Here is a 22,061-nt window from a genome sequence, read left to right as displayed (position 1 = left end):
TATGACACAAGCGCATGAATGGCTCCAACAGTGGCACAGCGACGGCATTCGCGTCGGTACCGCGGAGTTGATGTATTATCGCAGCAAAATTGGTGCCTTCGCCCGCCACCGCCGCTTGCATCCGCCGAAATCTCAGGCCGGTGCCTTACTCAGTAAAACCCGTGGGCGGGGCATGGAATTTGATGAAGTCCGTCACTACCAGGCGGGTGATGATGTGCGGGCCATTGACTGGCGTGTTACAGCCCGCACCGGTACCCCACATACCAAATTGTTCCGGGAAGAGCGCGAACGGCCGATCATGTTCATTGTCGACTTAGCTGCCAGCATGCATTTAGGCAGTCAGTTGCTGTTAAAAAGTGTTCAGGTCTGCCACATCACCGCGGCTATGGCATGGTTAGCAGCGCAACGCGGTGATCGTGTGGGTGCCATCATTGGTCACCCCAGCCGGCACGTCGAAGTTCGTCCGCAGGGGCGACAACACGGCGTGCTGCGGATCCTGCATAGCTTAGTAGAACTACAAAACGAAGGCTTTAACGACTGGCAGCAAAAGAAAACCACCAACCTTAACGTGCTGGATGATTTATTACGCCGCGCCCAGCAAGTCGCTAAGCCAGGTACTGTGATTCATATTATCAGCGATTTCGCGCACTTCACCGAACATACAACGATGATGTTGCGGTCACTACAAAGGCATTGTTCGCTGCAAATGATCCAGTGTTCTGACCCGCTCGAAGCTAACCTTCCTGCACAACTCGAACAACAGGATATTGCACTGACTGACGGCCGGAACGCATGGCATTTTGCCGCTGGCGACGCAGCTTCCCGGGCCCACTATCGAACGAATGCCATGACTCAGCAGCAACAGCTGATGCAGCAAATTCAGCAGCTTGGCCTTGAGCTTTACCAGTTTAGCGCGGCCGATGCTATTGAGAATCAGTGGCCGGAGGTCATGCGATGATAGATGCCGCCCCCGCTGTTGAAAAAATGCACGATATTCTGGCTCCGCCGGCAGCACATTGGTGGCCCCTGGCGCCCGGCTGGTATGCACTGGCCGCCCTGGTTATCGTCAGTATCGCCTTATTAGCCTGGCTGCTGGTGCGCAGTTACCGGCAGCGCCGGGTGCGCCGCGCGGCACTTGCCGAGTTGCACCCAACGCTGCCTTTGAATGCCACAACGCTGATAGTTAAACGGGCATGCTACGGTTACTTTCCGCAGCAGCAAATTGCTTCGCTCACCGGTGCTGCCTGGCGTGATTTTTTACTGCAACGTTTGCCTGCAGCGCGCGCAGCACGCTACGTTGACCTGCTGACTGAAGTCGAGCACGCGGCGTACCAAAAATCGACAAGTGAACCTCAACAGTTACGCCAGCGCTACCATGATTTCGCCAGACTGTGGCTTCGTCACGCCTTACCCCGGAGGTCAAATGATTGAATTCGGCTGGCCATGGTTTGCCCTGGCATGGATACTGGCACCCCTGCTCTGGTGGCTGCGGCGACCGCAGCAGCGCCAATTCTCCACCTTGCGTGTGCCGCAACTGGCAGAAAACAGCATCCAGCCAGGTCCCTCGTCGCGACGCATTTGGCAGGGCTTGTTCGCTTTGCTTATCTGGACTCTTGTTATTGTCGCACTATGCCGTCCGCAATGGCTTGGGGAACCCGTGCAGATCCGTAGCGAAGCCAGAGAAATGGTACTGGCAGTTGATTTGTCCGGCAGTATGGAAATTGCCGATATGCGCATTAATGACAATGAAGTGAATCGTTTAGCCATGGTCAAACATGTTGTCAGTGATTTCATTGCCCGCCGGCAAGGCGATAAACTGGGGCTTATTCTGTTTGCCGACACCGCCTATGTGCAATCGCCCATAACCTATGATCTGCGTAGCGTCGAGCAATTACTAGAGGAAGCGCAACTACGCTTAATTGGCGAACGCACTGCCATTGGAGACGCGGTGGCGTTAGCCGTCAAGCGGTTTCGCGATAACGAGCAGACTAATAAAATTCTTATTCTGTTAACCGATGGCCAGAATACCGCAGGTAATGTCTCACCGGAGCAGGCACAGCAACTCGCCGCTTATTATGGCGTCAAAATCTATTCCATTGGTGTCGGCGCTGACGAAGTTATCGTCGATAGTTTCTTTGGGCAACGTAAAGTGAACCCCAGCCGCGACCTCGACGAAGGTATGTTGCGTGGTCTCGCAGAAGCAACGGGGGGTGAATATTTTCGCGCCCGCAGTACTGAAGAGCTGGAAGCCATCTATCAAACCCTTGACCAATACGAGCCGGTCGCCGGCGACGAGCAACTACGCCGGCCACAAACCGAACTTTTTTATTGGCCTGCCGGGCTTGCCCTACTGCTATTGTTTGGCTTGTGCCTGAGTAAGTTATTGTGGCAACAACGGAGGGGGTTCTGATGCCAATTGAGCAAATACTGGCACAATTCCACTTCCTCCGGCCGTGGTGGCTGCTCGGACTGCTGCCCGTAGTTGTGATCACATGGCTACTGTGGCGTAATTCCCGGGCTACAAATGGTTGGCACAGCGTTATCGCACCACATCTGGCGGAACTGCTGATCACCTCCAAAGCGCGGCGACAACGCAACAGTTTACGCTGGAGTCTGCCGGTTGCACTATTGGCATTAGTTTTTGCCAGTGCCGGCCCGACCTTTGAGCGTATTCCACAACCTGTTTATCAGCTTGATGCGGGCCAGGTGCTGGTGCTTGATATGTCGATGTCGATGCGGGCTACCGACGTGACTCCGGATCGGCTCACGCAAATGCGCTATAAAGCGATGCAACTGGCTGCTGAACACCTTGACGGCGACACCGGCCTTATTGCCTATGCCGGCGATGCCTTCGTCATTAGCCCCCTGACAGCGGATGCCGGAAGCCTGGGTAATTTAATCCGCGCCTTAAGTCCGGAAATCATGCCCGAACAAGGCAGTGATCCGCTCAGTGCGCTGCAATTGGCAGATCGCTTGCTGCGCGAGGCTGGCTATCCCCAGGGTGACATCTATTGGTTCACCGATGGCATTGATACCCGTGACCAACAAGAGCTCACCACCTTTGTGCGTAATCATCCCCATCGCCTTGCAATACTTGCGGTAGGCACCGAACAAGGGGCGCCGATACAACTGCAGGATGGCAAATTACTGCGCACCCCCGGCGGTGATGTGGTAGTGCCGCGACTTACACCAGCCCGACTGGAACAGCTGGCCCAACTCAGTGGTGGTCGTTTCGCCCAGTTACGCCAGGATCAACAGGACATACTTTACCTAAGTGACATGGAACCGCTAACCCGCGACGGGAAAGAACGTGACGACCAACAAGGCGATGCCTGGTATGACCTTGGCCCATGGCTGCTGGTTCTGGCTGTGCTTGCATTGTTGCCGCTGGCACGGCGCGGGGTGCTTCTGGTGACCCTGATCAGCGTCGTCGGCGGTAGTCAGTTGCTGATGATAGCCCCAGTGGCGGCTCAGCAGAGCGATGATGACAACGGCCTTGCCTGGCATCAGCAGCTCTGGCAGACCCCCTATCAACAAACGGATCAGGCTTTACGTAATGAAAACTATGAACGCGCAGCGAAAATCGCTGAAAATCGCTGGCAACGGGGCACCGCCAATTACCGCCGTGGTAATTACGAGCAGGCGCTGGTAGATTTTTCGCAAGTTGATAATGCTGCCGGCTACTATAATCAGGGGAACAGCCTGATGCAGCTCGAACGCTTTGATGAAGCTGCCAATGCCTACCGCGAGGCCCTTGAACGGGATCCTGATTTAACCCAGGCACGTGATAATCTTGCGCTCGCTGAACAGGCGGCAGAGCAACAACAGCAGCAACAGCAGCAGCAAGGCGAAAGTGAGGGACAGCAGCAGGAATCTGAGCAACAGCAGCAAAGCGGTGAAGGCCAACAGGAGGACAGCTCATCGTCAGGGTCAGAGCAAAGTCCGCAAGACTCAGAGCAACAACAGCAAAGCGAAAGCGAAAGCCAGCCACCCTCTGAACCAGAGTCCGATAACGCAGCGGCAGAAGCAGAACAGGAAGAAGGTGAAACACCACAGCAACAACAGCAAACTGCAGCGCAGCAGCTGAGTGAGGAACAGCGTCAGCAAATGGAGCAGTGGTTGAATCGTATCGAAGACGACCCGGCTTTTTTATTAAAACGTAAAATGCTCGAAGAAGCGAAGAAACGTCGCACCCAACAACGTCCGCCGCAAGGAGTTCAAAAACAGTGGTAGTTCATCGTCCGGATTTTTTATCAGCGCTTAAAGCTGCGCTCGTGCTTGCCCTCATCGCCTGGCAACCCGCCGGCTGGACACAGTCGCAGGCAACGGCCGAGGTCGCCATCAGTGTGGATAAGAACCCTATTGCCGCAAATGACACTTTCATTCTGACCCTCACCGTTAACCAGCTGGTCAACGATTCCGCCTGGCGCCCGCAGGATGTGCTGGATGATCTGCAAGTATTAGGCAGCTCAAGTAGTCGCAGTACCCAGATTATTAATGGTGAAACCTCCGAGCAAACAACTTTCAATACCATCATCCGCGCGCCGGATACAGCCGGTGATTATACTATTGGCCCCGTTGAGTTGCTCGGCGCCACCAGTAATAGCATCGTGCTGGAGGTTTTAGCTGCAGCAGACAGCGAACAACTTCTTGATCAGCGCAAAGCTTTTATGCGCGTCGAACTTAACCGATCACAAGCTTATGTGCAGGAGCAAGTTCAACTTACGGCCAAACTTTACCTGGCGGCGAATTTGCATAGTGGTAATATTATCCCCCCAAAACTTGAAGACGCTGATATTCGCCAGGTCGGACGGGATAGCGAAACCACTGAAATAATTAATGGCCGGAAGTTTCAGGTATTTTCACGCGATTTTGTTGTGATTCCTCAGCGCTCAGGCGAACAAGTCATTCGTGGGCCGCTGTTTCAGGGGCAAATCAACGTCAATAGCAACCGTACCTTATTTCCGTCGTTTTCCTCCACCGAATCCATTACTACCGCAGCTGAAAACCTGACCTTGAATGTTTTACCCATTCCCGCAGACTGGCCCGAACAAAGTGAATGGTTGCCCGCGGAAATCGTAACTTTGTCGGTAAGCGTTGGCAGCGAAGGTGGTGATCAGGAACAAGGCTCCGCCGAACAATACAGCCAGGGCGAGCCGATAAGCCTGACTTACCGGCTTACCGCGGTCGGTCCCTTGCCGGACCAATTTCCACGCTTGGATGAGCTGGTTTCAGCACTGAAGATTGTCGGCGCCAGCGTTTATCCGGAAGCGCCCGAATCTGCGGTCAATCAGCGTAATGGCAGAATGGTGTCGCAACAAACCGTGCGTGTGGCAGTTATCCCTCATCAGGCCGGCGAGCTGATGATCCCCGCGTTACCCGTAGTCTGGTTTAATACTCAGTTGCGCGAACGTGACACCGCGACAGCCCCAGCACAGCGCTTTAGCATCGTTGCCTCAGCCGGCAATCAGGCAACCTTGCCCGAAGAAACTCAGGCCACAGGCGCAGCCGGGCAAGATGCGAGCAGTACCGCCATAACAGATACTTCAGCAGAGCAACGCGATACGCTTAATGAACAACAGGATTCCACGCTCCCGTTCATCTCGCAATTGAAGTTCTGGCAAATTCTCACTGTGGTATTTGCTGCATTGTGGTTAATGACCCTGCTCTGGGCCCTGTGGCGACGCCAACAGGTCGTCGCACAGCCTGAGCAAATGCCGCAGGATAATGAAGCGCCCCAGCAGGAATTACGCGCCATCAAACATGCCTGTATGCGTGATGATGCAAGTGCCGTAGAGCTGCTGCTTAAACGCTGGTCCAGGCGGCATCTTGGGGTTGCGACGTCGCAACTCACCAGTATTGCCGATTACTATGGTCATGCCCCGCTCCGCAGCCAGCTAGAGCATCTGCAGCGTTGTCGCTTTGCTGCCGGGGATTATAACTGGCATGAAGGCAAAGCTCTGTGGCGAGCCTTACAGAGCGCGTTGAAATCTGCCGAGCAAAACGCTAAAGCTAATCAGCAGAGCTCTGATTTACCACCGCTCTATCCCAACAGCAACTAGTCGGACAGGTATAAAAAAACGCACGCTCTGTATGAGGGTGCGTTTTTAGATTGCGTGACGCTCGTTAAGAGCCTCCCGGCTTAACTCGTTTCGTCGTTTGAGCCAAGCATGATTTCTATTTCTGCGTCTGCACGTAAAGCCTCAATAACCGCTTGATACACCTGTTGCATATAGCTGTTTTGCAACTGTTCCTGCAATTGCGTAGTGCGCGCAGGATCAACGGTTCCTTCGGCTACTCCGGTGAGTACTACAACAGCAACGTTACCATTTCCGGTCGTCACGCTATCGACATTCACCGTACCTTCCGCTGGTGCCGCCATATCAAACAAAGTTTGCACTACTGCACGAGGATAATCCGTCGCTTGCCGTGACACTTCGTCCAACTCAGTAAATTCGACTGAACTCACCTCTTCACCGGCATGAATCTGAGCCATGATTTCATCAGCAGCCTGTAATGCCAGCTCCTGGGCTTGTTCGCGTCGTACATTTTCAACGACCTGATCACGAACTTCGCTCAACTGTCGGGTTGTCGCGCTCTTATGATCGACCACACGAACCACGACAGACTCGGTATCGCTGATTTCGATCAATTCACTATTTAGCCGCTCGTCAATCAGTTCATTACTGAACACCTCGGCCAGCACTGCTGGTGAATCCATCACTGCTGGCGCAGTTTCGCGGCTGAACCAGTCGGTTTCCCCTACTGCAATTCCCAACTCTTCAGTCACCGGCGCAAAGGTGTCCGGAATTTCAAATGTCAGTTCGGTGACATCTTGTTGCAACTCGTAATAACGCTGTTTAACACGCTCTTCACGTAAATTGGCTACAATCTCGTCACGTACTTCGGCCAGTGGCGTTACTGAACCTGGTCGCTTATCAGTAAGCTTAATAATGTGATAACCAAAACTACTCTCTACCACACCTGTGACATTACCAACTTCGTCCAGGGCAAATGCAGCCTCCTCGAAATCAGCGTCCATGGTGCCGGGTTCGATCCAGTCTAAATCACCGCCCTGCTCACCGGAGAAAATATCATCAGAATGCTCTTCCGCCAAAGTGGCGAAATCAGCACCGCTTTCCAATTCTTCTAACAGCGCCTGCGCTTCAGCTTCTGCTGCCGCAGGGTCATCGCCCGGCTCAATCAGAATATGTGAGAAGCGATATTGTGGCGCTTGTGAATAGCGGCTTTCATTACCTTCATAGTAGGCTTGTACTTCTTCGTCCGTCACTACAACTTGTTCAGCAACAGTACCCGCATCCACCAACACGTAAGCTACTTTCACTTGTTCAGGAACAGCAAAACGTTCGATGTTCTCGTTGTACCAGCTCTCCACTGCAGCGTCAGTCACCTCAACCTGGTCAAGGTAATCTGCGGTGTTGATTTGGGCAAAACGACCACTACGAAGCTGACCAAGCAGGCGCTGCGTTGCATCCACTTCACTTGGTAAGACAAACTCACTATCGACCAGACCCTGAACCAGTTGCTGCGTGACTAGATCACGACGGATCAGCGCGGCAAAGCCGTCAGGTGTGTAGCCGAGGCTGCGTAACGTTGTTTGATAGAGGTCATTGTCGAACTGACCAGCTACTTTAAAGCTGGAGATATCGCGAATTGCAGCTTTCACCTGTGCTGCGGATGCGCGCAATCCCTGGGCTTTAGCTGCCTGCTCTAATAATTTCTGATTTACCAGGTCGTTTACCACACGTGCACGCAAGTTTTGCGTGTAACGCGGGTCACGAGCCAGTTGCTCGTAGAAGTCGCCCAATTGTTGTTGCTGACGACTGCGTTCATTTTCCACAGCGCGATCAAACTCTGCCTGGGTGATTTCCTCGCCATTCACTAACGCAACCGTTGGTTCAGGCTGATTAGCGATATAACCACCAATCCCTGCTAACGCGAACGTTAATGCGATGAGAACAAGAAAAATCTTTACCCAAAGGCTCTGTGACCCTTCACGAATCCTGTCCAACATAATTCTATTAACCTCAAAAAGTGTTCTATTTTTTACCGCGCTTTATTCTATCCCATAACGCAGAAAAAAAATAACCCGAAGACATGCTTCGGGTTACTTTCTCTATTCGCTGGCGGAACGGACGGGATTCGAACCCGCGACCCCCGGCGTGACAGGCCGGTATTCTAACCAGCTGAACTACCGCTCCGCAGTGATTAGTTTACTGAATCTTTCAGCGCTTTACCGGCTTTGAAAGAAGGTACTTTCGCTGCAGCGATTTGAATAGTTTGGCCAGTTTGTGGGTTACGACCAGTGCGAGCTGAACGCTCACGCACACTGAAAGTACCAAAGCCTACTAATGCAACTTGCTCACCCTTTTTCAAAGCATCAGTTACTGCTTCAATGAAAGAGTCCAGAGCACGTCCAGCAGCAGCTTTAGAAATTTCTGCTCCCTCTGCAATTTTGTCAACTAACTGAGACTTGTTCACAGTATCATCCCCTTAGATTGTTATTATCAGATTTTTGCATGGTTCCATTTGCAATTCGAATGGGCCAGCGAAGGTTATAACAAGCTTGAACATTTCGTTCAAGCAGTTCAACAGGTCCCCGACTACATATTACGTATCCCTGTCGTTCAAGTGGTATGTCAGAGCTTTGTTTAGGTTATGTCTGACCAATCACTTTGACTCTAGGCTACCACAAGAATTTCGATTGAGAACCCTTTTTCACAAATTTTTTGACGAAAGAATGCGGCCTGCAGCCATGTTAGGGGCTTCAAGGCCGCATTTCTTCGTTTTAGCTGGCTTTTTTGCCCTCTGGTTGCCGTTCAAGCGCAACTTGTAACACTTCGTCAATCCACTGAACTGGCTGGATGATCAGGTCACCTTTAACGTTGTCGCTGATTTCTTCCAGATCACGTTCGTTATCTTTGGGAATCAACACATGTTTGATACCACCGCGATGTGCTGCCAGTAACTTTTCTTTCAGCCCACCGATTGGCAGTACTTCACCGCGCAGGGTAATTTCGCCTGTCATCGCAACTTCGGCGCGTACTGGTATCTTTGTCAGTGAGGACACCAGCGCAACCGCCATTGCCGTACCTGCACTCGGCCCATCTTTTGGCGTTGCACCTTCAGGTACGTGCACGTGAATATCACGTTTCTCGTGGAAATCATCAGCTAAACCGAGCATGTCAGCACGGCTTCGGACCACTGTTAACGCAGTCTGAATCGATTCCTGCATGACATCACCCAGCGAACCTGTTGAGGTGATCTTGCCCTTACCAGGTACATTAGTAGCTTCGATGGTGAGGAGATCGCCACCGACTTCGGTCCACGCCAATCCGGTAACCTGACCGATCTGGTTTTTCTCTTCAGCTTTACCGTAATCGTACTTTTGCACACCCAGATAGTCTTTCAGATTGTCGGCGTTGATTTCGACTTTCTTGATACGTTTATCAAGCACGATCTTCTTCACGGCTTTGCGGCAAAGACGTGAAATTTCGCGCTCGAGATTACGCACCCCAGCTTCGCGAGTATAATAACGAATGATGCCGATGATCGCGTCATCCTTAATCGTTAACTCATTTTCTTTCAGGCCGTTGCGATCTAACTGCTTGTTCAGCAAATGACTCTTGGCAATATTGAGTTTCTCGTCCTCGGTATAGCCAGACAGGCGAATCACTTCCATCCGATCCAACAATGGCGCGGGAATATTCATACTATTCGAGGTGGCCACGAACATGACATCCGACAAATCATAATCAACTTCCAGATAATGGTCATTGAAGTTGACGTTCTGTTCTGGATCCAACACCTCAAGCAATGCAGACGCCGGGTCGCCGCGCATATCAGCCGCCATCTTGTCGATTTCATCGAGCAGGAACAGCGGGTTGCGCACCCCTACTTTGGCCATTTTCTGAATCAGCTTACCTGGCATCGAGCCAATATAGGTGCGTCGGTGACCACGAATTTCCGCTTCATCACGGATCCCGCCCAGTGCCATTCGGATGTACTTACGACCGGTTGCTCTAGCGATTGACTGGCCTAATGAAGTTTTACCCACCCCAGGCGGTCCAACCAGACACAGAATCGCGCCGCGAACTTTGCTGGTACGTTGTTGCACCGCTAAATATTCCAGAATACGCTCTTTCACTTTCTCTAAACCATAATGGTCGGCATCGAGAATTTTTTCGGCATTGGCTAAATCTTTCTTGATCCGTGAACGTTTCTTCCAGGGTACCGAGACCATCCAGTCAATGTAGCCACGCACGACCGTCGCTTCTGCCGACATCGGTGACATCATTTTCAGTTTCTGCAGTTCAGCACGGGTTTTGATCTCAGCTTCTTCTGGCATCTTCGCTTCCTGGATTTTTTTCTCCAGCGCTTCGAATTCGTCCGGGCCATCTTCCATTTCACCCAGTTCTTTTTGAATAGCCTTCATCTGTTCATTCAGATAGTACTCGCGCTGGCTCTTTTCCATTTGCTTTTTCACGCGGGTACGGATGCGTTTTTCGACCTGCAATAGATCAATCTCGCCTTCCATCAGTGCCATCAGAAACTCGAGCCGCTCACGCACTTCGGTAATTTCCAATACTTTCTGCTTATCATTCAGCTTCAGAGGCATGTGAGCTGCCATGGTATCCGCCAGCCGATCAGCCTCTTCAATTCCCGACAGCGAGGTCAGCACCTCCGGCGGAATCTTTTTATTCAGCTTTACATAGCCTTCAAACTGGTTCACCGCTGAACGGATCATCACCTCTTCTTCTTTTTCCGGCATTGCCTCAGAATCAAGGTAATGGACTTTCGCCCGGAAAAAGTCTTCATCTGCTTCAAAGGCGTCAATCTCGGCCCGCTGGGCCCCTTCGACCAGTACTTTCACCGTACCGTCTGGTAGCTTAAGCAACTGCAGAATATTGGCTACTGTGCCAATGGTGTGAATATCTTTTTCTTCCGGTTCATCAATAGCGGCATTTTTTTGCGCCGACAGAAAAATCTGTTTGTTATTATCCATTGCCGCTTCCAGGCAACGGATCGATTTTTCACGTCCCACGAAGAGTGGGATGACCATATGCGGGTACACCACCACATCACGCAGTGGTAAAACAGGAATACTCAGGTGTTCGACCCGTTCTTCGCTCATATATGTCTCCAGATTCTATGACATCATGTCAGATTTAGTTATCTTACTCTCTAATATGAGGCCATACAGATAAAGTTCAATGATTTGCACAAAAAAAGGGCCAAAATGGCCCTTTTTGCACAAATACCGAGCTAACGCGGCAGGTTATTCACCAGAGGCCTGGCGTTCCTGTTCCTGATTTTCGTAGATCATAATAGGCTTGGACTCACCGGTAATCACCGACTCATCAATCACTACCTTAGCTACGTTATCAATCGATGGCAGCTCATACATGGTATCCAGCAACACACCTTCAACGATGGAACGCAAGCCCCGGGCACCGGTTTTCCGCGTCATTGCCTTGCGCGCTATCGCACGTAACGCATCATCACGAAATTCCAGTTCGACGCCTTCCATGTCGAATAATGCTGCGTATTGCTTGGTTAACGCATTCTTCGGTTCCTGTAAAATCTGCACCAATGCGTCTTCGTCCAGCTCTTCCAGTGTTGCCAGCACTGGCAAACGACCAATAAATTCAGGTATCAAGCCGTATTTAACCAGATCTTCCGGCTCTACCTGCTTGATCAGATTGGCCATCATCTCAGCTGCTTTTGATTTCACCTGAGCACCGAAGCCAATCCCGGTGCCAACACTTACCCGTTGTTCGATAACTTTATCGAGACCGGCAAAAGCACCACCACAGATAAACAAAATTTTCGAGGTATCGACCTGCACAAATTCCTGCTGCGGATGCTTACGGCCACCTTGTGGTGGTACCGCCGCCACTGTGCCCTCAATCAGTTTCAGCAGCGCCTGTTGCACCCCTTCACCAGAGACATCACGGGTAATTGACGGGTTGTCCGACTTACGGGAGATCTTGTCAATCTCATCGATATAGACGATCCCGCGTTGCGCTTTTTCAGCGTCGTAGTCACACTTCTGCAGCAACTTCTGAATAATGTTCTCGACGTCTTCGCCAACATAACCCGCTTCAGTTAAGGTCGTCGCGTCAGCCATAGTAAAAGGTACATCAAGGAATCGTGCCAGAGTTTCCGCCAAATAGGTCTTACCTGAGCCGGTGGGGCCGATCAGCAGGATATTACTCTTGCCTAATTCAATCTCGTCTTTATTACCTTTACCCGAACTTTGTAAGCGTTTGTAGTGATTGTATACCGCAACGGCTAACACGCGTTTTGCGAACTCCTGACCAATGACGTAAGCGTCCAGGTGGTCACGAATTTCCTTTGGCGTCGGTAAACGATCAGAGTTTTCCTGCGGCGCAATATTCTGGATCTCTTCTTCCAGGATGTCATTGCACAGCTCTACACACTCGTCACAAATAAAAACTGAGGGTCCAGCAATAAGTTTGCGAACCTCGTGCTGACTTTTCCCGCAAAAGGTACAAAACAATGGCTGTTCACCATTACCTTCGGTTTTATCAGTCATGCTACTCTCCAGCTCGTTGGGTGAGTACTTTATCGACAACGCCGTATTTTACGGCTTCTTCCGCCGACATGAAGTAATCACGATCAGTATCTTTAGCGATTTGCTCGTAATCGCGGCCGGTATTCTCCGCTAACATGCGGTTCATCCGCTCTTTAATATCCAAAATTTGCCGCGCATGGATCTCAAAGTCAGAAGCCTGACCCTGAAAACCGCCGAGTGGCTGATGGATCATCACTCGCGAATTAGGTAAACAATAGCGTTTGCCTTGCGCGCCACCAGCTAATAAGAACGCGCCCATGCTGGCCGCCTGGCCCATGCAAACGGTACTGACATCAGGCTTGATAAAGCGCATGGTGTCATAAATCGCCATCCCGGCGGTGACCGCACCGCCCGGTGAATTAATATACAAAAAGATATCTTTTTCAGGGCTTTCTGACTCTAAAAACAGTAGCTGCGCTACGATCAGGTTTGCCATGTGATCTTCTACCTGACCACATAAGAAAATCACGCGCTCTTTTAATAAGCGCGAAAAAATATCGTATGAACGCTCACCTTTCGCGGTTTGTTCAACCACCATAGGGACTAGCTGCGCCATCGGGTCGTGCCCAAGTTCCGACATATAAAACTACTCCTGCAAATAAAAATGGCTCGTATAAGACTATACGAGCCATTAAACCAAGTTGCGAGTGACTCCGTCAACGCTTAGCGTCAGGAATCAGCAAACTTACTTCTGTTTCGGGTTCATCAGCTCATCAAAGCTGGTTTTCTTCGCCGAAACTTTTGCTTTGTCGATAATGAAGTCAACTGCCTGCTCTTCGAGCGCAACATTGCGTACTTGTTGCAACAGCTCTTCGTTACCTTTGTAGTAGGCAACAACTTCTTCCGGATCTTCATAAGCAGAAGCGTTATTGGCAATGATCTCGTCAACTTTGGCATCGTCAACTTTAATATCATTGGTGCGGATAACTTCACCCAACAATAAGCCGACTTTAACGCGTTCTTTCGCCTGTTCTTCGAACAAGTTAGCTGGTAACTCAGGCATTTGCGCCTGGTTATCGCCAAAACGCTGCATCGCCTGACGACGCAAACCATCGATTTCCTGTTTTACCATTGCGCTTGGTAAGTCAACGTCGTTGTTCTCGACCAAACCTTTCAGCACTTGCTCTTTCACCTTGCTTTGCACGGTGTTTTTCAGTTCGCGTTCCATATTCTTGCGAACTTCAGCTTTCAGTGCGTCAACGCCGCCTTCGGTAACACCGAACGTCGCCACAAACTCATCGTTAAGCTCTGGTAACACTTGCTCTTCAACTTTTTTCGCGACGATATCAAACTCAGCTTTCTTACCTTTCAGATTTTCTGCGTGATAATCTTCCGGGAAAGTTACTTCGATGGTCTTCTCTTCACCGGTTTTCATGCCGATGATGTCGTCTTCGAAACCTGGAATCATACGACCCTGGCCAAGTTCTAAAGCGAAGTCCTGTGCTTTACCACCATCGAATTCTTCACCGTCGATACGACCGGTAAAGTCGATAGTGATGCGGTCACCTTTCTTCGACTTACGCTTTACTTCTTTCCATGAGGCGTGTTGCTTGCGCAAGGTATCCAGCATGTTATCGACATCTTTATCCGTCACAGTAACGTCTGGTTTTTCGACTTCGATTTTATCTAAGCCTTGCACCGCAACTTCCGGATAAACTTCAAAGGTAGCAACAAACTCAAGGTCTTTACCTGGTTCATTTACTTTGGGTTCGATCGAAGGAGGACCTGCAGGGTTAATTTTTTCCTGCATAATCGCTTCAAAATATTTGCTCTGCATCAGTTCCTGGGCAGCGCGGGCGCGAGCTTCGTTGCCGAACAGCTTTTGCAATACATTCGGTGGTACCTTTCCTTGACGGAAACCGTTGATACGGCGGTTACGGTACTCGCTCTTCAAAAGCTCTTTGACTTTCTCGTCGATGGTTGCCGCTGGCACAGTAATGGTGGCGCGGCGTTCTAATCCTTGGGTTGTCTCTACAGAAACCTGCATTGCTTTCTTACCTCGGCTTCACTATTGGCCTTGAGCCCACCAACTGTTGGGGCTCTTGAAAATGACGCAGCATTATAGCGAAGGCGGCTCGCAGAGTCGAGTAGTGCGGCTTATCTTTTTGCCTGAAGTTCGTTGTAGGGTAGCAGAACGTAGCAGTTCCGTCCGCGATGTTTGGCTTCATAGACAGCCCTGTCCACCCGTCGCATCACTTCATCCTGGGTTGTGTCAGGCGATGGGATAAAACTCACAACACCCACGCTTATGGTAATTTGCGCATGTCCTTTGCCGTTGCCGATAGTCTCCACTAATGCCGCAGCGCGTTGTTCGGCCTCTTCTTCATTCATAGTCGGGCAAATAATTAGAAATTCATCACCGCCAAATCGCGTCACCACTTCACCGCTGCGTTTGAAGGCGTTTTTCAGTTCGTCTGCCACGCGTTGCAAAGCTGCATCTCCAGCCAGATGACCGCGACTGTCATTCAGCGCTTTAAAGTGATCGATATCAACCATCAGGACACTTAATTGTTGTTGCTTGCGCTGCATGCGGCGTAATTCATAATCAAGCGCGACATCGAGCCCACGGCGATTAAGCAGGCCGGTCAAGCCGTCTTCGTTGGCCAGCTGAGCCAATCGCTCATTCGCCGCCCGCAGTTCACACTGCACCTGATGCAGTTTTGATTCGGCGCGATGCCGCGCCAGTGTGTTGGTGATCATATCGGCTACCAGTTGCATTTGCCGCACGTCTTGTTCGGTCCAGTTGCACGAACGCTTGACCAGATCACAACCGACAAAGCCGATAAGTCTGCCTTCCAGATACATACCAACGGCCATCATCGACTGAATGTGCTCGCGTAAGAGTTCATCCTTAAAGCCACCGGCAACCTCAGGCAACTGATCGGCAGACGGAACCACGACATGCCCATCCGCGCGCATACTGGTAAAAAACCATGGCATAGCTTCTACCGGGACATTTTGCAGCTCGTCTTTGTGAGCACTGATACCGCGATTCACCCATTCATGGGTATTACTCATATGCTTGTAATCATCATCAAACAGAAAAACATAACAACGATCTTTACGGTCATTGCTACCCAGGGCGGCAAGCGCTCGTTCAATATGGACTTCAGCTTCATCAGGCGCGGCATTAATCAGGTGGGTACTCAACTCAGAAATGAGGTAAGCGAACGCTTCCGACGATGGCGGATGCGCAGGGGCAGACGAGTTTTCAGAATTTTGAGCCATAGCGGTTACTTATTGTTTTAGTGAGCTAAATGACCAAACAGAGAAATTAGACTGGCTATCAGGCAATTCCGTAGCGCAGACGAATTATTTAACAAAACGTTAAACAATATGCGCTAAGTTGCATGAACTTTCAACCTGGGTGAAGGCAGATTTAATCGGTGTATACAGATGGTCGGCGAGACTGGATTCGAACCAGCGACCCCTTGTACCCAAAACAAGTGCGCTACCAAGCTGCGCTACTCGCCGAACGTATATACTTTTGGGGAATTTCAGAAAATGGGGTGGCTGATGGGATTCGAACCCACGACCACCGGAATCACAATCCGGGGCTCTACCAACTGAGCTACAGCCACCACTAATTTTGTGTCATGCCAGGGCTAATTGGCGCACCCGGCAGGATTCGAACCTGCGACCCACGGCTTAGAAGGCCGTTGCTCTATCCAACTGAGCTACGGGCGCATGCTACTAGTAAAAATGGTCGGCGAGACTGGATTCGAACCAGCGACCCCTTGTACCCAAAACAAGTGCGCTACCAAGCTGCGCTACTCGCCGACATTTTTTTAAAACCCGTGCAGGACGCGGCCTGACAACGGGGGCGAATATTACCTGCTGGTTATGGCAGCGTCAAACATTTTTTTGGCCAAATCAGCTGACTGCTGGATTTTACAACAATTCGCCGGTTAATTCGTCATCACTCCATCGGCTTAGCAACAGTGTGGCGTAAACTTAACTACACTCAGCCACCGAAACATGCAAAAATATACAGCCACGCAGACCTTCATTTTAGTTAGCTTTTGAGGAATAGCATGACCGCGCAATTTATTGACGGAAAAAAAGTCGCTCAACAGGTTCGTAATCAGGTTCGAGAACGTGTGCAGCAACGCATACAACTAGGCTTACGCGCGCCTGGATTAGCGGTCATCCTGGTCGGCGACGATCCGGCATCCGAAGTTTATGTCGGCAGTAAACGTCGCGCTTGCGAAGAAGTCGGCTTCACCTCAAAATCTTATGACTTGCCGGCCAGTACCACGCAAGCAGAATTGCTGGCGTTGATCGATGATCTCAATGCCGATGCCAGCGTTGATGGTATTTTGGTACAACTGCCGCTGCCCGCGAATCTCGATGCACAGGCTTTACTGGAACGCATCGATCCCTTTAAAGATGTCGACGGCTTCCATCCCTTCAATATGGGCCGCCTGGCGCAACGTAATCCTGCTTTGCGACCTTGCACACCGCGCGGTGTAATGACCCTGTTTGACTCGATCGGACTCGACTTACATGGCCTCAATGCCGTAGTGGTTGGCGCCTCAAATATCGTTGGTCGGCCTATGAGTCTGGAACTGCTGCTCGGCGGTGCAACGACCACTGTCTGTCATCGTTTTACCCGTGACTTAAAAGAACACATCGGTCGTGCCGACGTGTTGGTCGTGGCGGTAGGTAAGGCTAACTTTATTCCCGGCGCCTGGGTCAAACCCGGCGCAGTGGTGATTGATGTGGGTATTAACCGCAGTGCCGACGGCAAACTCGTCGGTGACGTCGAGTTCGGTGCGGCCGCAGAGCGTGCGAGTTATATTACCCCGGTGCCCGGTGGTGTAGGCCCAATGACCGTAGCAACCCTAATGGAAAATACCTTGCAGGCCTGTGATACCTGGCACGCGCCGGCTTAATCATTAAGCCCCTCACGGTAGCCACTTTGCAGCGGTGTACTCAAGCGTTGCTGCAAAGCCCATAAGGGGCGCCCCACCACTTCTTCTCGCAAGCGACAATGCGCTTGCGCAGCGGACGTCCACCACTGCCGCAGTTCTGTCAGTAGTTGCGCAGCGAGCGGTACTTCGAGCGGCAAACACCACCAAACTTCAATCTCCAGCTGGCGTTGTTGTTGCCAGCGTTCGGGATCTTCTGTTTGCATCCGCACCAGAGCATGATCAACAGCCAGTTCATTTATCCAGGTACCGCTAACCAGGTCGTAGCGCCGTTCCGCTTCTGAGTTCAGTATCTCCGAACTAGGCTGATGCACCTGGATTTTACCGCTCAGTTGGTAATGCAGCCATTGCTGTGCCGTGACTTTCAGCTGCACACCTTGTAGCTCTGATTTACTGGGTTCATCACCAGACTCTGTCGCCGGCACCGCCGGTTGCAAACTCGCCATACCGGCAACAAGTGTGCGTTCCATCGCCGCCAGTGAACCATGATTGATACTTCCCGCCCGCAAACTGTAACTTACTGCGACACGAAAGGTCGCGCTTGCGAACACCAGCCACAGCAGTTGGACCACCAGCAACAGTGTAAGCAGAACCACCGGCAAGACAATTAATGTCTCCACCACTGCCTGCCCGTTCTGTTTCATTGACAGCCACCCTGAGCCCGACAGGCCTGCCACTTTTGCTCCAGCAGCTGTAACCGCTGAATAACCGCGCCGACATCGTAGCCGGCAATGATCGCCTCGTCGGCACTGAAACGGGTTGTGTCTACCTCTGTGCTCCGCAGATTGGCCAGTTCCGCCTGCTCTATGGTGGCCTGAGTTCCGAGCAGATAGCGGGTATGCAGGGTTGCGACGTTCCTGATATTGAAACCGTTCATGTCAAGATCTGACGCCATAGCGCTGTACTCTGGTGCCAGCGGATCGGCAACCCGGTGTAAATAGCGTTCGCGCAGCGCCAGGCCGATGGGCTGCCAGATGTGGAGTTGCACTTGGTTATCGGCGGTGGTGCTGGCACCCGCTACTTGCCGCGCCAGCCAATTCGCGTCACCAACCGTCGGTGCCTGAGTTTGTAAACGGAGCAGATTATTCTGAGCTTCCAGCTGCCAGGGTGCACCCCATGGACGCCATATATCGGCGATATAACCCTTAGTTACTAATTCGCTTAACGGGCTCGGCACGCGGCGTTCGCTCAGCCAAAAGCGTTCAATTGCAGTGATAAATGATTGTGCCTCGACCTCCCAGCTGCTTCGTTCAGCTACGGCCTGCTGCCGTGCAAACCATTGCTGACTCATCAACATCAGGCCCGCCAGTAAACTGAGAGCGACAACCAGCTCAAATAAAATATAACCGTAACGGTGGTTCATAACTGTCCTCGTTGCATTTCCAGTAGCCAACGTTGGTCCGCTGTCTGCAACAACTGTTGTTGCTGCTGATAATTCTGCTGCAACTGCTCGCGCTGCTGATGTTGCCGGGCAATTAATGGTTCACGCAGTTGCAACAGACTTAATACCAGCAAAGCAAACCCCGCCAGACAACTGATGGCAATGACCCACTCCAGAATCAGGTAGCCGCCTGCTTTACTGGCTCCGGGGTTGCTTCGCATCTATAGTTCTCCCTAGCCCTGAAAGCGCAGGGTCAGGGTGCCGGCGCTGTAGGTACTGTCGACGGTGTAATCGGTGAAGTCACGAGCCAGACGCGCACCCTCGCCGTCCTGGGCAATTCCCGACAAGGTCACCACGTAGCGACTGGTATCACTCAAATCGGCCTCGACATTAATGGCCCCGCCCCATGGGTTGACACCTGTGCCATCACCCCAGACTTCAGGTACCGCTGCGATGCCAGACATCGATGCCATAGTAATGCCAGTGAAATCGCCGCTCCGCGGACGCCAAAGTTGGGCTCCAGCCTGCACTGTAATGATCTGATTCTTCGCTTCACTTACCCGGGAGTTGCCAACTGCCCAGTCGCGCACTGCCAAGGTACCTATGGTGGCCAGAGCAATAATTCCCAGTACCGTCAGAACCTCAATAAAAGTAAAACCCTGCTGATTTTTCATTTTAAACACTCCATGTTTTAGTAAAATTTTCACGTGTTAACCTACATGCTGCTGGGTCACCGCCATGAGCATTGCGCCCATACCGCCAACGGTGAGTACCAGCAACGCTAATATCAGTGCGTAGCAACTGATTTGAATGGCCACTCGCAAGCGTTGCAATGCCGCCACTGCATCTGCAGCAGCGTAACTCGCAACCCGTTGCAAGGTGCCATGCTCGGTCGCATTTCGGCTGCCATTACTGAGCCGGAACAACATGCGCGGTGACAATAATCCGCAATCGAGAATCGCCACCAGTTGACGTTCACCCCGTGCGAGGCGTTGTCGTAATTCGGGCAGAGCATAAGCCAGGGAGCCGGCACCAAATTCCTGCATCGCCTGTAACGCTCGATCGAGCCGTGTCCCAGCTCTGAGTAATACCGTAAGTGATTGCAATAACAATACGCCATCGAAATACCGGCGAATCACAAAGGCCCCGCGCTTCGCGCACCAGCGCCAACAGCGAAAGCGGAAATCAATTGCCGGGTAAGGCCCCCAGCAACTAAAGATGACGGCCAGCAACAGCGCACCGATTATAGCTAACCAGGGCCCACCGCTAAGCGTCAGCAAGTATTGACTCAATAATGGCCAATGCAGTTCAGCCAGACCATCGGCTAGCTTTGGCATCACCTTCTGGCCCACGGCGTAGCACGCGAACATTGTAATTACGACCATAATCAGAGGATAAATAAGGGGCCGCCAGAAGCCTTGAATGGCTGCAGCACGCTGCAATTCAAATTGTCGCTGGGCAGCGATCAGCTGATCGAGCAAGCCACTGCGTTCACCGATACTGACCAACATACACAAATCGTTGGCGAACCAGTCACGCATGGCGGTCGCCATAGGCACGCCGCGAAACACCGCGCCCTGCATGGCACCAACCGCCTCGCCTTCACGCTTCAATCCCTGCTGTTGGGCATGTTGCTGCAATTCCTGACAAGCTTGCGCCGCCGAGAGACCGTCGCCAACTGCTAAGGCGATGTCTTCTAATAATGCCAACTGACTCGACCGGCTTAATGACGCTTTCAGACGCTGCATAAGGCCTCCTGCTGCTGCGCCGCAAGTGGTTGCCAGCCCGCCGCAACAAGTTGTTCCCGATACGCCTCCAGCTGCCCGTTACGCAATGCGCGGAGTAAGTCTGCTGAAGGCGGCAGATATTCAGCGACAAAACGGCGCGCGCCAACGCCAGTGCTCTGGCAATGAGAACAGCCATGCACCGGCACTTCGCCATGGCATACCGAACAGTCCTGTTTCATTAAGCGTTGCGCCAAAATGCCGCACAGCACCCCAGGTTGCGCCAATACAGCATTGCTTAAGCCCAGGTCATTGAGCCGCTGCAGTACCCCAAAACAATCATGGGCATGTAAAGTGGCGGTGACCAGATGGCCGGTCAGCGCTGCCGTATACGCCGCTTGAGCGGTCTTGATGTCGCGAATTTCGCTGATAGAGATAACGTCTGGATCTTCTCGCAAAGCGACTTTCACCATGTTGGCAAAGTTCAGTTCCGGATGATCCGCCGCCACTGGTTTTTGCTCAATATGGGGCTGGATAATTTCGATGGGGTCCTCCAGCGAAATTATTTTATGGTCTGGCGGGATCATCAGGTTAAGTGCCGCCAGACTGGTGGTTTTTCCCTGCCCGGTAGGTCCGGCAACGATAAGCAGCCCGGTCGGCTGTTCAAGCGCCAGGCGTAGTTTGGCGATCAGGTCTGAAGGCACACCTAATTGCTCAAAGCGTTGAATTGCCTGGCGTTCCAGTTGCACCCGCATGGTGACCGCAAAGCCATTACGGGTAGGCGACTTTTGCACCCGCAACCTTAAACGTTGCGGCGTCCCCTCATGTACCACCACCACATTGATACTGGCACTCGATAAACGCTGCTCATCAAATAGCTCGCGGAAATCATCTGAACTTGTGTTCAACGCCGCGGCAATCGCTGCGGCGAGGGTTTCCCGGGGCCGCTCGATATGCCCTACCATGCGACCATGAACCCGAAAGGCCAAAGTTGCGCGTTGCGGGTCAAACACTAAGTGGATATCCGAGGCACCAAGTATTAATGCCTGGGTAACCAAATCTTCCAGCGCCAGCTGCGCCCGGGTACGGTCAAATCTGGTATCGCCGGGTTGTTGCCGTTGTTGTTCCTGTAACGCTTCAGCATCATGAAGAAAGCTTCGCACGTCCCGCGCTTCGGCAAGCAAACTGGTGCGAAATTGCTGCCGCGCCTGTAGTTCTAAGCGAAAATTGAGCAATTCAAGGGATGCCACCTGCCAGGCGTTTGGGGTCGCAATCAGACAACCATCCGTGGTGACGACAACTGCAGTATCGGTTGCCTGTTGACGCTCGGTTAAACTGAGGCATTCACGTAAGTACTGCTGATCAGCTTCCGCATCCTGCCACTCTGCCGGGGTGATGTAGCGCAT

The 22,061-nt window shown here is 51.8% G+C and carries 19 protein-coding genes and 5 tRNA genes; 6 read left to right on the top strand and 18 right to left on the bottom strand.

What is annotated here, in order from left to right; translation table 11 throughout:
• The first annotated feature begins 1 nt into the window (after position 1).
• Genes CWI69_RS01280 through CWI69_RS01260 form a run of 5 tightly spaced genes read left to right on the top strand, consistent with a single transcriptional unit; the run spans position 2 to position 6,062 of the window.
• Positions 2 to 958 carry a DUF58 domain-containing protein gene (locus CWI69_RS01280; RefSeq protein ID WP_126761171.1) on the top strand — a complete coding sequence of 319 codons (957 nt, stop codon included), beginning with the start codon at positions 2 to 4 and terminating at the stop codon, positions 956 to 958.
• Positions 955 to 1,431, top strand: a complete 477-nt coding sequence (locus CWI69_RS01275; protein ID WP_126761169.1) for a DUF4381 domain-containing protein — start codon at positions 955 to 957, stop codon at positions 1,429 to 1,431. The genes CWI69_RS01280 and CWI69_RS01275 overlap by 4 nt, the downstream gene beginning before the upstream one ends.
• Entirely contained in the window at positions 1,424 to 2,410 is a 987-nt protein-coding gene (locus CWI69_RS01270) for a vWA domain-containing protein (RefSeq protein WP_126761167.1), read from the top strand. Before CWI69_RS01275 ends, CWI69_RS01270 begins: the two co-directional genes overlap by 8 nt.
• Complete coding sequence (locus CWI69_RS01265; RefSeq protein ID WP_126761165.1) at positions 2,410 to 4,233, top strand: VWA domain-containing protein; 1,824 nt, start codon at positions 2,410 to 2,412, stop codon at positions 4,231 to 4,233. The genes CWI69_RS01270 and CWI69_RS01265 overlap by 1 nt, the downstream gene beginning before the upstream one ends.
• On the top strand, positions 4,227 to 6,062 hold the full coding sequence (locus tag CWI69_RS01260) for a BatD family protein (protein WP_126761163.1): 1,836 nt from the start codon (positions 4,227 to 4,229) through the stop codon (positions 6,060 to 6,062). The genes CWI69_RS01265 and CWI69_RS01260 overlap by 7 nt, the downstream gene beginning before the upstream one ends.
• Before the next feature lie 80 nt (positions 6,063 to 6,142).
• Here the strand turns inward: CWI69_RS01260 and ppiD are convergent, their stop codons facing one another.
• The 12 genes from ppiD to CWI69_RS01200 form a co-directional block, all read right to left on the bottom strand.
• Positions 6,143 to 8,035, bottom strand: a complete 1,893-nt coding sequence (gene ppiD / locus CWI69_RS01255) for a peptidylprolyl isomerase (RefSeq protein ID WP_126761161.1) — start codon at positions 8,033 to 8,035, stop codon at positions 6,143 to 6,145.
• A gap of 110 nt (positions 8,036 to 8,145) precedes the next feature.
• Positions 8,146 to 8,222 (bottom strand) — tRNA-Asp (locus tag CWI69_RS01250).
• 7 nt (positions 8,223 to 8,229) lie between these two features.
• Positions 8,230 to 8,502 (bottom strand): nucleoid-associated protein HU-beta, encoded by a 273-nt coding sequence (hupB, locus tag CWI69_RS01245; RefSeq protein ID WP_034773817.1) that lies wholly within the window; start codon positions 8,500 to 8,502, stop codon positions 8,230 to 8,232.
• 307 nt (positions 8,503 to 8,809) lie between these two features.
• Positions 8,810 to 11,155 (bottom strand): endopeptidase La, encoded by a 2,346-nt coding sequence (gene lon / locus CWI69_RS01240; protein ID WP_126761159.1) that lies wholly within the window; start codon positions 11,153 to 11,155, stop codon positions 8,810 to 8,812.
• Between the two features lie 144 nt (positions 11,156 to 11,299).
• Entirely contained in the window at positions 11,300 to 12,580 is a 1,281-nt protein-coding gene (gene clpX, locus CWI69_RS01235; RefSeq protein WP_126761157.1) for an ATP-dependent protease ATP-binding subunit ClpX, read from the bottom strand.
• Between the two features lies 1 nt (position 12,581).
• Complete coding sequence (gene clpP / locus CWI69_RS01230) at positions 12,582 to 13,199, bottom strand: ATP-dependent Clp endopeptidase proteolytic subunit ClpP (RefSeq protein ID WP_126761155.1); 618 nt, start codon at positions 13,197 to 13,199, stop codon at positions 12,582 to 12,584.
• A 105-nt stretch (positions 13,200 to 13,304) separates the two neighbouring features.
• Positions 13,305 to 14,606 carry a trigger factor gene (gene tig, locus CWI69_RS01225; protein WP_126761153.1) on the bottom strand — a complete coding sequence of 434 codons (1,302 nt, stop codon included), beginning with the start codon at positions 14,604 to 14,606 and terminating at the stop codon, positions 13,305 to 13,307.
• Between the two features lie 110 nt (positions 14,607 to 14,716).
• Positions 14,717 to 15,847 (bottom strand): sensor domain-containing diguanylate cyclase, encoded by a 1,131-nt coding sequence (locus tag CWI69_RS01220; RefSeq protein WP_126761151.1) that lies wholly within the window; start codon positions 15,845 to 15,847, stop codon positions 14,717 to 14,719.
• 169 nt (positions 15,848 to 16,016) lie between these two features.
• Positions 16,017 to 16,093, bottom strand: a tRNA-Pro gene (locus CWI69_RS01215).
• 31 nt (positions 16,094 to 16,124) lie between these two features.
• Positions 16,125 to 16,200 (bottom strand) — tRNA-His (locus tag CWI69_RS01210).
• A 29-nt stretch (positions 16,201 to 16,229) separates the two neighbouring features.
• Positions 16,230 to 16,306: transfer RNA gene (locus CWI69_RS01205), tRNA-Arg, on the bottom strand.
• Between the two features lie 16 nt (positions 16,307 to 16,322).
• Positions 16,323 to 16,399: transfer RNA gene (locus tag CWI69_RS01200), tRNA-Pro, on the bottom strand.
• Between the two features lie 254 nt (positions 16,400 to 16,653).
• Between CWI69_RS01200 and folD the strand changes: the two genes are divergently transcribed.
• Complete coding sequence (folD, locus tag CWI69_RS01195; protein ID WP_126761149.1) at positions 16,654 to 17,514, top strand: bifunctional methylenetetrahydrofolate dehydrogenase/methenyltetrahydrofolate cyclohydrolase FolD; 861 nt, start codon at positions 16,654 to 16,656, stop codon at positions 17,512 to 17,514.
• On the opposite strand, the gene CWI69_RS01190 is transcribed toward folD, so the two are convergent.
• From CWI69_RS01190 to CWI69_RS01165, 6 genes are read right to left on the bottom strand one after another with little or no spacing between them, the layout of a single operon-like run.
• Positions 17,511 to 18,194, bottom strand: coding sequence for a TadE/TadG family type IV pilus assembly protein (locus CWI69_RS01190; RefSeq protein ID WP_126761147.1), 684 nt, complete (start codon positions 18,192 to 18,194; stop codon positions 17,511 to 17,513). The two genes, folD and CWI69_RS01190, sit on opposite strands and share 4 nt — an antisense overlap.
• Positions 18,191 to 18,913 (bottom strand): hypothetical protein, encoded by a 723-nt coding sequence (locus CWI69_RS01185; protein WP_126761146.1) that lies wholly within the window; start codon positions 18,911 to 18,913, stop codon positions 18,191 to 18,193. The genes CWI69_RS01190 and CWI69_RS01185 overlap by 4 nt, the downstream gene beginning before the upstream one ends.
• Positions 18,910 to 19,152, bottom strand: a complete 243-nt coding sequence (locus CWI69_RS01180) for a hypothetical protein (protein WP_126761145.1) — start codon at positions 19,150 to 19,152, stop codon at positions 18,910 to 18,912. Before CWI69_RS01180 ends, CWI69_RS01185 begins: the two co-directional genes overlap by 4 nt.
• A 12-nt stretch (positions 19,153 to 19,164) precedes the next feature.
• Positions 19,165 to 19,605: a type II secretion system protein gene (locus CWI69_RS01175; protein WP_126761143.1), complete on the bottom strand. Its 441-nt coding sequence runs from the start codon at positions 19,603 to 19,605 to the stop codon at positions 19,165 to 19,167.
• A gap of 36 nt (positions 19,606 to 19,641) precedes the next feature.
• On the bottom strand, positions 19,642 to 20,679 hold the full coding sequence (locus tag CWI69_RS01170; RefSeq protein WP_126761141.1) for a type II secretion system F family protein: 1,038 nt from the start codon (positions 20,677 to 20,679) through the stop codon (positions 19,642 to 19,644).
• Positions 20,667 to 22,061 (bottom strand): GspE/PulE family protein, encoded by a 1,395-nt coding sequence (locus CWI69_RS01165; RefSeq protein WP_126761139.1) that lies wholly within the window; start codon positions 22,059 to 22,061, stop codon positions 20,667 to 20,669. The genes CWI69_RS01170 and CWI69_RS01165 overlap by 13 nt, the downstream gene beginning before the upstream one ends.

The organism is Pseudidiomarina halophila (assembly GCF_003987215.1).
GTDB classification, from domain to species: domain Bacteria; phylum Pseudomonadota; class Gammaproteobacteria; order Enterobacterales; family Alteromonadaceae; genus Pseudidiomarina; species Pseudidiomarina halophila.
The sequence above is the reverse complement of the archived record's forward strand: the minus strand, read 5'-3'. Positions and strand labels throughout refer to the sequence as shown.